The sequence below is a fragment of the Arthrobacter sp. RIT-PI-e genome (assembly GCF_001187915.1).
Classification (GTDB): domain Bacteria; phylum Actinomycetota; class Actinomycetes; order Actinomycetales; family Micrococcaceae; genus Arthrobacter_D.
The window spans coordinates 1-9,219 of the sequence record NZ_LGIU01000011.1 but is presented as its reverse complement, the minus strand read 5'-3'; the positions used below and the strand labels follow the sequence as shown (position 1 = coordinate 9,219).

12 protein-coding genes are annotated in these 9,219 nt (G+C 63.2%); 6 read left to right on the top strand and 6 right to left on the bottom strand.

Going from position 1 to position 9,219, the window contains the following annotated elements; all coding sequences use genetic code 11:
- Nucleotides 1–143: 143 nt before the first annotated feature.
- The 5 genes from AC792_RS00455 to AC792_RS00435 are packed head-to-tail and all read right to left on the bottom strand — an operon-like array spanning nt 144 to nt 4,551.
- Nucleotides 144–806, bottom strand: a complete 663-nt coding sequence (locus AC792_RS00455) for a nucleoside/nucleotide kinase family protein (RefSeq protein WP_049828635.1) — start codon at nt 804–806, stop codon at nt 144–146.
- On the bottom strand, nt 803–1,678 hold the full coding sequence (locus tag AC792_RS00450) for a sugar phosphate isomerase/epimerase family protein (protein ID WP_049828634.1): 876 nt from the start codon (nt 1,676–1,678) through the stop codon (nt 803–805). Before AC792_RS00450 ends, AC792_RS00455 begins: the two co-directional genes overlap by 4 nt.
- 21 nt (nt 1,679–1,699) lie before the next feature.
- Nucleotides 1,700–2,458, bottom strand: a complete 759-nt coding sequence (locus tag AC792_RS00445; protein ID WP_049828633.1) for an ATP-binding cassette domain-containing protein — start codon at nt 2,456–2,458, stop codon at nt 1,700–1,702.
- A complete protein-coding gene (locus AC792_RS00440) occupies nt 2,455–3,492 on the bottom strand; it encodes an ABC transporter permease (protein WP_082177212.1) in 1,038 nt (345 codons plus the stop codon). Before AC792_RS00440 ends, AC792_RS00445 begins: the two co-directional genes overlap by 4 nt.
- A 48-nt stretch (nt 3,493–3,540) precedes the next feature.
- Nucleotides 3,541–4,551 (bottom strand): substrate-binding domain-containing protein, encoded by a 1,011-nt coding sequence (locus AC792_RS00435; protein WP_235436282.1) that lies wholly within the window; start codon nt 4,549–4,551, stop codon nt 3,541–3,543.
- Between the two features lie 203 nt (nt 4,552–4,754).
- On the opposite strand from AC792_RS00435, the gene AC792_RS00430 reads away from it, so the two are divergent.
- Nucleotides 4,755–5,927, top strand: coding sequence for an ROK family transcriptional regulator (locus AC792_RS00430; RefSeq protein WP_160317580.1), 1,173 nt, complete (start codon nt 4,755–4,757; stop codon nt 5,925–5,927).
- Between the two features lie 88 nt (nt 5,928–6,015).
- Here AC792_RS00430 and AC792_RS18085 read toward each other — a convergent pair whose 3' ends face one another.
- Nucleotides 6,016–6,195 (bottom strand): tyrosine-type recombinase/integrase, encoded by a 180-nt coding sequence (locus AC792_RS18085; RefSeq protein WP_442853585.1) that lies wholly within the window; start codon nt 6,193–6,195, stop codon nt 6,016–6,018.
- On the opposite strand from AC792_RS18085, the gene AC792_RS17570 reads away from it, so the two are divergent.
- The 5 genes from AC792_RS17570 to AC792_RS00405 form a co-directional block, all read left to right on the top strand.
- Complete coding sequence (locus AC792_RS17570) at nt 6,106–6,312, top strand: hypothetical protein (protein ID WP_049828631.1); 207 nt, start codon at nt 6,106–6,108, stop codon at nt 6,310–6,312. The genes AC792_RS18085 and AC792_RS17570 overlap by 90 nt on opposite strands.
- A gap of 168 nt (nt 6,313–6,480) precedes the next feature.
- Complete coding sequence (locus tag AC792_RS18080) at nt 6,481–7,524, top strand: intradiol ring-cleavage dioxygenase (RefSeq protein ID WP_049828630.1); 1,044 nt, start codon at nt 6,481–6,483, stop codon at nt 7,522–7,524.
- A 150-nt stretch (nt 7,525–7,674) separates the two neighbouring features.
- Nucleotides 7,675–7,989, top strand: coding sequence for a twin-arginine translocase TatA/TatE family subunit (tatA, locus tag AC792_RS00415; RefSeq protein WP_049828629.1), 315 nt, complete (start codon nt 7,675–7,677; stop codon nt 7,987–7,989).
- 41 nt (nt 7,990–8,030) lie between these two features.
- Nucleotides 8,031–8,852 (top strand): twin-arginine translocase subunit TatC, encoded by an 822-nt coding sequence (tatC, locus tag AC792_RS00410; RefSeq protein ID WP_082177210.1) that lies wholly within the window; start codon nt 8,031–8,033, stop codon nt 8,850–8,852.
- Nucleotides 8,853–8,867: 15 nt separating this feature from the next.
- The coding region (locus AC792_RS00405; RefSeq protein ID WP_152915932.1) for a Sec-independent protein translocase TatB at nt 8,868–9,219 on the top strand (352 nt) is incomplete at its 3' end.

The window sequence follows — 9,219 nt, the reverse complement described above, 5'->3', positions numbered from 1 at the left end:
CGCGGACCGATCCTCGTTCGATTCTTTCTTCGGACTCACAACATCCAGTGTCGTCATGACGGCACCTTTCCCGCCACGCTCACGCGCGACGCGTCAGGCCAGAAACACCGTTAAATCCACAGTCCCGGCCGGAGCGCACACCGTTATTCAGACAGTTCTAGGCTTTCTTCAAGTGTGACGACGAGGTCGGCGCGGTGCCGTGTGTTGTGGATGAGCTGTGCGTTGGTTTCGTCGACTTCCTCGACCCATTGCTTGGCCGCAGTAGGGTTCTTGCCGAAGTGTATGTGCCGGGCGATGAGCCGTTCTTTGCGGAGTTCGTCGTCCTGATCGCAGTACCAGATTTCAGTGCACTGCTGCTGGACGTCCTGCCAGCCGGGCTCGTCGAGGAGGAGGTAGTTTCCTTCGGTGAGGATGGTGGTCGCTGCCGGGAAGACGGGAATGGCACCGGCTATGGGCTGCTCGAGTGTGCGTTCGAACCCTGGGGCGTAGGTGACTGCGTGCCGGGGTTCGCGTAGCCGCTTGAGGAGTGCGGCGTATCCGTGGGCGTCGAAGGTGTCGGGGGCTCCCTTCCGGTCGAGTCTGCCGAGCCGGATCAGTTCCACATCAGCGAGGTGGTATCCGTCCATGGGTACGTGCGCGTGGTACTGGCGTTCGGGTACGGGCTCCGCGGTGTTGAGCCGCTGCATGAGTTGCTCGACGAGTGTGGTCTTACCCGCGCCGGGGGCGCCGACGACGCCGATGATGACGGGGTCACCGTGCTCGTTCTGCAGATCCGCGATTCGTTGAAGGAGGTCTTCCAGGGTCACCGTGTGGCCTGGTTCGCGTGGAGCTGGTTCTCCATGAAGACCCGGGCGTGGACGGCGAGGTCCTCGCTGTCGGTCCACAGGTTCCGCCAGACGGCGAGGTCGTTGGAGAGCCCGCGGGCGACGACGGCGGAGGAGAAACTTTCGAAGGTGATGGGGCCGGTGTAGTTGATGCCGGCGAGAGCGTGGAAGAAGGAGGTGAAGTCGAGGTGGCCGGAGCCGAGGTACCCGCGGTGGTTCTCGCCGATGTGGACGTAGCCGAGCCTGTCCCCTACCTCGTAGACGGGTGTGACGAGGTCATTCTCCTCGATGTTCATGTGGTATGTGTCCAGATGGATGAGGACGTTGTCCGCGCCGATGTCGTCCGCTAGGCGCAGCGCGTCGTGGGCGGTGTTGATGACGTTGGTCTCGTATCTGTTGCAGATTTCCAGGCCGAGTGTCATTGATCGGGACTGCGCTTCGGCGGCAAGGTCTTTGAGGACGCCCACGACGTTGTCCCTGCCGGCGGCGGTCATGGGTGCCCCGTACTTACCGAGTGCGCTGAAGAGAGCTCCGGTGAAATGGGTTCCACCGAGGTCGTGGGTGATCTGTAGTGAGTCCTGGAGGAGTTTCGCTCCACGTTCGACGGTCGCGGGATCGTCGCTGGAGACATCGGCGTCGAAGGCGAGGCCGCGTGAGCAGACGACGCCGAGGTTGTTCTCGGTGAGGAGCTCCCGGGCGTGGGTGATGTCGAGGTTCAGGGAGTCGTGGAGGGAGAACTCGACGAGGTCGTAGCCTGCTGCCGCAGTTTGAGTGATGACGGTTTCGACGGATTCGCGGGAGGTGTCGCCGGCCCAGACGAGGGCGTGGACACCGAGCTTGTTGGATGAGGCCATGATGGGTGTGTTCCTTCTCTTCTACTGCTCGCGGGAGCCGGTGATGAGGGCGACGATTTCGTCGCCTGTGGTGTCGGTGGTGCGCCTGCCTGCGACGCAGCGGCCGGCGCGCATGACCCAGACCTGGTCGCTCAGGCGCATGACTTGGCTGAAGTTGTGGCTGATGAGAAGGACGGGGTGTCCTTCATCGCGGAGTTTCCGGATCAGCTGTTCGACTTTCGCGGTTTCCTGGACGCCGAGGGCGGCGGTGGGTTCGTCCATGATGACGAGTTTGGAGCTGAACCCTGCGGCACGGCAGATGGACACTGCTTGTCGTTGTCCGCCGGATAGACGCCGGACCTTGGATTTCACGGCCGGGACGTTCACGGCGAGGGTGGAGACCATCCGGTCGGCTTGCTGACGCATGGCTTTGCGGTCGAGGAAGCGGATCGGTCCGATGCCCCGGGTGAGTTCGCGGTTCAGGAACAGGTTTTGCCAGACGGTGAGGTCATCGACCAGTGCCAGGTTCTGGTGCACTGTTTCGATGCCTTTCTCGCGGGCGTCTTCTGGGCTGCGGAAGTGGGTTTCCTCTCCGTCGAAGTGGATGGACCCTGATTGGGGGCGGTGGATGCCGGAGATGCAACGCACGAGGGTGGATTTGCCTGCACCGTTGTCTCCGACGATCGCGGTGATTTCCCCCGGTGCCAGGGTGAGGTTGACGTTCTGCAGGGCTTTGACGTTCCCGAAGGACAGGGATACGTCGCGAACGTCGATGATCGGTCCGGTGATGGTAGTGGTCATTTCTGGAACCTCGAGAGTAGAGCGGCGAGGATGACGACGACGCCGACGGCCAGGGGCTGGTAGAACTGCGACACGTTCATCAAGGTCAGGCCGTTGGTGAGCACGGTGAGCAGCAGGGCGCCCACGATGGGCCCGAAAATGTTGCCCTTCCCGCCGGTGAGGCTGATGCCTCCGAGGACGACCGCGGCCACCGAGTTCAGCAGGAACGTCGTGTTTGCTGCTGGTTCTGCGGCGCCGACACGTGCGATGAGCATGATGGCGGCAATACCGGCCAGGGAACCGGAGATGGTATAGACGGCGATCTTGATGCGTGCGGTGCTGATGCCGGTGGCCTGGGCGGCTTCTTTGGAACCCCCGGTCGCGAACAGGTGCGTGCCGAAGCGGGTACGGAAGAGCACCACATGGGCCAGGATTGCGACGACGGCGGCGACGATGAACGGGAAGCCGAAAATCAGCAAGCCGTGGGTGGAGAAGTTGATCAGGTCGACGCTGAAGACAGAGATCGGCTTGCCGTCCGACAGGACCAGGGCGAGCCCGGAGGCCACAGACAGGGATCCGAGGGTGACGATGAAGTCGGTGATCTTACCTTTGGCCACCAGGATTCCATTGAGGAAGCCAATCAGTCCTGCGGCGACGATCGCGGCAAGCATGCTCAGAAGCAGCCCACCGCCTTGGGAGAAGACCAGGCCGAAGGCGATGACCCCGAGTGTCATGGTCGAGGCCACGGACAGGTCGATCCCATCGCTGAGGATTACGAAGGCCTGGCCGACGGTGAGAATCATCAGGATGGATGAGGCGACGAGGATCGACTGGATGTTCCCGAGTGTCAGAAAGACCGGGTTCAGTGCAGTGAACACGATGACGAGCAGCACCAGGCCGATGATCGCTGCGTGGTCGGCCCAGAAACCGATGTCCCGAAGCCGGGAGTGCCAGCGATCACCCTGTGGCGTCCCGGAGCCCGATTTGTCTGCCGTGTCAGGAGTAGGTGGTGTGGTTATCGATGGCGAAGTGGATGTGTGCGGAACGGAGGACATGGCGCCTGGCTTCCTTGGTCGGGCCTGAACTTCTACTCGGCGAAGCTGTTAGTCGGCGAATGGGTTGTCGTAGTCCTCGAACGGGGCCGGGGCCGCGGCGAGGGCGTCGGCGACATTGTCTGTGGTCACCAGGGCCACCGGGGCCTCGACGTTCTCGGGAAGGTCTTCACCGGCAGCAGCTGCGGCGCACGCCTGGGCGCCCATCTCGCCGATGGCGTACGGGTACTGGGCCACGGTGGCAGTCAGTTCCCCGGATTCGACGCCGGAGAGGCCCTCGGGGACACCGTCGACGCTGATAATGGACACTTCGCCCGTGCGTCCTGCATCGGCGACCGCCCGTGCGACACCGAGACCCATGATGTCGTTGGCCACGAAGAATCCGGAGATGTCCGGGTTCGCGCGCAGGAGATCCCCGGCCCTGGTCAGGGCGACCTGACGGTCCCAATCCGCCGAGACCGTCTCGAGGACCTGACCCTTACCGCCGAGACCCTCGGTGAAGCCGGTGACCCGATCCCCGCTGGTGACATCACCTGCGATGCCACCGATGATCGCGACCTTCGCGCCGTCCTCGATGAGGCTTGCCATGTGTTCACCGGCGAGGTTGCCCGCGGATACGTTGTCCGTCCCGATGTAGGTATCGGGTGTGGCGTTCGCCGATGCTGCCGCATCAGGGTCGACGGGGCTGTCGATGTTCACGACGGTCTTCCCGCTGGACTTGAGCTGCGCGACGCCCTGAAGCAGGTTGTTACCACTGATCGGGTTGATGATGAAGCAGCTGAAGTCCTGACCTGCCAGCGAGGAGAGCCGGTCGGCCTGACCGCTGGTGTCAGTGATGTCCTGCGCGGCCTGCACGGTAATCGAGTCATCGGCCGCTTTGATCCCCTCCTCCATCGACTGGAAGAAAGGATTGTCCAGACCCTTGATAACGGCCGCGATATTCGCGTCCCCACCCTCGGACGCTGCTGGTGTCGTAGTAGTGGTGCTGCACCCGGCGAGGGAGAGGGCTCCCACGGTAGTCGCGGCGACGAGGATCAGGGTGTTCCGTAGCTGTGGCATCATTGCCCCTTCTGACTTTGAAAACCATATGTACGTCGAAGTAACGTTGGGTGTTATCGTAACCAGGGGTTGTGACCCACGCAACTACTCACCAGAACTGGGCTGAGAACCGGGTTAATATGACAAGCAGGGTCCGCGACGAAGGGGCGAAAGTGGCCGAGAAACCGCACGTACCACCTAGCACGAGCGTCGCTGTGGGTGGGACCGTGGAGATCCTTCACCTGCTCCGTTCAGGTCTCGTGCTGACGAAGTCAGAGATCACCGCTCATACCGGGCTTTCCCGCTCCACGATCAATCAGCGCATTGATGCGCTCCTCGATGCACACCTGGTGATCCCCTCGGGCTCCGAGTCCACCAAGGGCCGGCCTGCCGAGTCCTACGCCTTCAACCGCACCGGGGGGCACCTACTGGTGGCCGATATCGGCGCCACCGGGATGCGCGTCGGCTTGTGCGATCTTGCCGGTACCATCCTCGAGGAGGTTGAGCTCAGCATCGCCGTCACGGAAGGCCCCGATGTCGTTCTCGGCACGGTGGGCAAGGAATTCACCCAGTTGCTCATCGGCGCGAATGCCTCGGCCGACTCCGTCCTGGGAATTGGTGTCAGCGTCCCGGGCCCGGTCGATACGGCCTCGGGGCAGGTGGTGCACCCGCCGATCATGACCGGCTGGGACCAGTACGACATCCCGGGATGGTTCAGCTCCGACTACACCTGCCCCGTGATCGTCGAAAAGGACGCCAATGCCATGGCTTTCGGGGAACAACAGGTCTCCCACCCCGATGTCCGACACCTGCTCATGGTGAAGGTCGGCACCGGCGTCGGGTCCGGACTGATCTCCGACGGGCGCCTCCACCACGGCGCCGACGGCGCCGCCGGGGACATCGGGCACAACTACGTACCCAAACCCGACCACGTCCAGGACGAACCAGAATGCCGGTGCGGCAACATCGGGTGCCTGGAGGCCTACGCCGGCGGGTGGGCGCTCTTGCGCGATCTGCAGGCCGTAGGTGTAGAGGCGGAATCGGTCGAGGACGCCGTTCGCTTACTACGCAGCGGGAACCGGGACGCAGTCCGGCTCGCCCGGAACGCCAGCCAACTCCTTGGTGAAACCATCGCCGTCACCGTGAACCTCTTCAACCCCCAGGTGGTCGTCATCGGCGGACAACTCGCCGCAGCGGACGACTACCTCTTCGCCGGCATCAGAAGCGCCGTGTACCGCAGATCCCTACCGCTGGCCACACGCAGGATCCAGATCACCGGCGCCACCCAAGGCCAACAGGCAGGCATCATCGGACTCGCCCTGCTCGTAGCTCAATCCGTCTTCGCCTCCGCGCCGCTCCCCCACCTACACACTGCTCAAGCAGCAGACCTAGCAAGCTAAAAATACTAAGCCTGCCGCAGAACCTACCCCGCCTGTGCCACAACCTAGCTAGCGGGGACCACCCCGAGCCAAGCACTGTCCTGCCACATCATGCGAGGGCGCGTGCGACGGCGTGGCTGGCTGATTTGGTGAGGTTGTTGCAGGCGCGGTCGTAGCGTCGGGTGGTGCGGGGGTCGGCATGCCCGAGGCTGTCCTGGAGTGCGTGGAGGCTGGTGCCGGTGTCGAGGGCGATGATGGCGAAGGTGTGCCGGAGGCTGTGCGGGCCGATCCGGCCCTCGATATCTGCCTTGTCTGCCGGGCGATCTCTGGTGCCGAACGCTTCGCTGCGCTGCCGGATTTCCTGCTACTGGTGCTGGCGGTGGATAACGGCTGCCCAATGAGGTGAGCACTGCCATTTCCAAGGACGTGGACGAGCTGGGGGTTTGCTGTACGGTTTCGGTGCTCTGGTTGTCGGGTTTCACGCTCATAGGTGGTTCATAGGTTCACCAAAGCCCTGACCTTAGGTCGTCTTCGATGCTGGAACTATTCCACATAGCGAACCGAGCGAGGCATCATGAGCAGCAATATTCCAGAACCGGACACCACACCGGAGGGCCCTATGTATGAGGGGCGGCTCCTCGATCGAGCGGACGAGGAAGTCGTCGACCAGGGTGTCGCCTTCGATATCGGAACACTGGTCAGTCGGCGTTCGATGCTCGGGATTTTTGGTGCAGGCGTAGGAGCCCTGGCTCTGGCGGCCTGCACCCCCAGCACAACAGGTAGTACTACCACGTCGAGTGCTACAGCGAGCTCCACGGCCACAGCGTCCGCGTCATCTTCTGCGTCGGCGGCCGCCACGGTCGCAGGAGAGATCCCTGATGAAACTGCCGGTCCTTACCCGGGCGACGGGTCGAACGGGGTGAACGCCCTCGAGGACTCAGGGATCGTGCGCAGCGACATCCGCTCGAGCATCGGCGGGGGGACCACAGCGCAGGGCGTGCCGATGACCTTGAACCTCACCATCGTGGACCTGGCCAACGGCAACATTCCTTTCGCGAACGCGGCCGTGTACGTCTGGCACTGCGACGCCGCCGGCGGCTACTCCATGTACTCCAGTGGCATCGAGGACGAAACCTACCTCCGTGGCGTGCAGGTAGCCGACAACGAAGGCACGGTGACGTACACGTCGATCTTCCCGGCCTGCTACACCGGCCGTTGGCCCCACATCCACTTCGAGGTCTACCCGAGCATCGGTGACATCACCAACTCGGCCAACGCCGTCGCGACGTCCCAGGTGGCCCTGCCCCAGGACGTGAGCGAAACCGTGTATGCCCTTGCCGGGTACGAAGGCTCCACCGCTAACCTCTCCCAGGTCAGCCTGGATTCCGACAACGTGTTCAGCGACGACGGCGGCGCCCTGCAACTAGCCACCGTGACCGGGGACCCGAACTCCGGCTACCAGGTCAGCCTCACCGTCGGCGTCGATACCACCACCACACCCGCCGTAGGCGGAGGTATGGGTGGCGGCACTCCCCCTGAGGGCGGCCCCGGCGGAACCCCTCCCACCGATATGACCGGGGAAGTACCAACCGATACCACCACGACGCCCGCCAGCTGAGCACCCTCCACCCCGACGCTTCCAAGGCCCCGTCGAACACCCCAAGGTGTAGTACGCCTCGGGCCCCTGCTCAACTTTCAGTAGTTCCAGCAGCGCCCATCCCCGGGCGCCAGCTGCTACCTCACATCACGTCAGAAAGTAGACCCACCCATGGGAATCTTGCACAACCTCACCGGATGGCATGCCCTCATCCTGTTAGCCGTGGTCCTCCTGTTCTTCGGCGCTTCCAAGCTTCCAGGGCTGGCTAGGAGCATCGGACAGTCGGTGAAGATCTTCAAATCCGAAGCCAAGGACACCTCCGCACGCAGTGTGAACGACCCCGCGCCCGATACCTATACCGATTCCACCCCTGACTATGGGACCGGGCAGGACCGCGATGCTCAGACGGGTACGGCCGCTCACCCGCCGACCGTGATCCGCGCCGTGGCCACACCGGGTCAGCGTCCGGTGGCCGAGACCCGATGAGCGTGAGGAGACCGACCGCACAGCCACACGCGAGGAATCGGATGTCGGTCCAGGCCCACCTGCAGGAGGCGCACAAACGCCTCCTGCGGGCCGCGGTCGGTCTCCTCATCGGCGCCGTCATCGGGTACGTGCTCTCCGATCAGGTCCTCAATATCTTGCGGGCCCCGATTGAGGCACTAGCCGCATCCCGCAACGCGAGCCTGAACTACGACAGCGTCAGCGCAGCGTTTGACCTGAAGATGAAAATTACGCTCTTCACAGGCGTAGCCATCTCCAGTCCCCTATGGCTGTACCAGGCATTCGCCTTCTTCCTGCCCGGGCTCAACCGACGCGAGAAGCAGTACACCCTCGGGTTCTTCCTGGCCGCCGTGCCGCTGTTCGTCGCCGGTTGCACCACAGGATTCCTGCTCTTTCCTCACATCGTGGAACTGTTGGCCGGCTTCGGCTCGGCCGAGGACAGCACTGTCCTGGTCGCGTCCTACTACTTCGACTTCGTCATGAAACTCGTGCTCGCTGTCGGCGTCGCTTTCGTTCTACCCGTCTTCGTGGTGCTGCTGAACTTCATCGGGATCCTTCCCGGGGTCACGATCCTCAGAAGCTGGCGGATCGTCATCATCAGCATCCTCGTCTTCAGCGCCCTCGCCACCCCATCAGCAGACATCATGTCCATGTTCCTGCTCGCCATCCCCATGACCGGACTCTTCGCCATCGCCGCCGGAATCGCGCTCCTGCACGACCGCAGAATCACACGACATACCAGCACCATCGAAGACCCATCCAGCACCACAGGCATCAGCAGGACCGAGGTCCTGGACGGTGGGAGCGGTTCGGATCGTCCACCTCGTGACCTCATCAACAAATAGGCTCTGGAGAACACCGTGTTTGGACTCTCATTCGAGAAGCTACTTCTGATCATGCTCGTTGCCGGCCTGATCGTCGGACCCCAACGGCTCCCCCTGTACGCGGAGAAACTCGCCCACCTCGTACGAACGATCCGCGACCTCACCGACATGGCCAAATCACGGGCGGCCGCCAAACTCGGCCCCGACTTCGACCCCGCCGAATGGAAGAAACTCGACCCCCGTAACTACGACCCACGCCGCATCATCCAAGACACACTCGCCGACACCCCCACAACTCCCACCACCCCCACCACTCCCACCGATATCGCTTCCCCCGATCCTGCCCGCCCGCCCACCGACCCCGCTGCCTCACCCGCCGAAGTTCCCC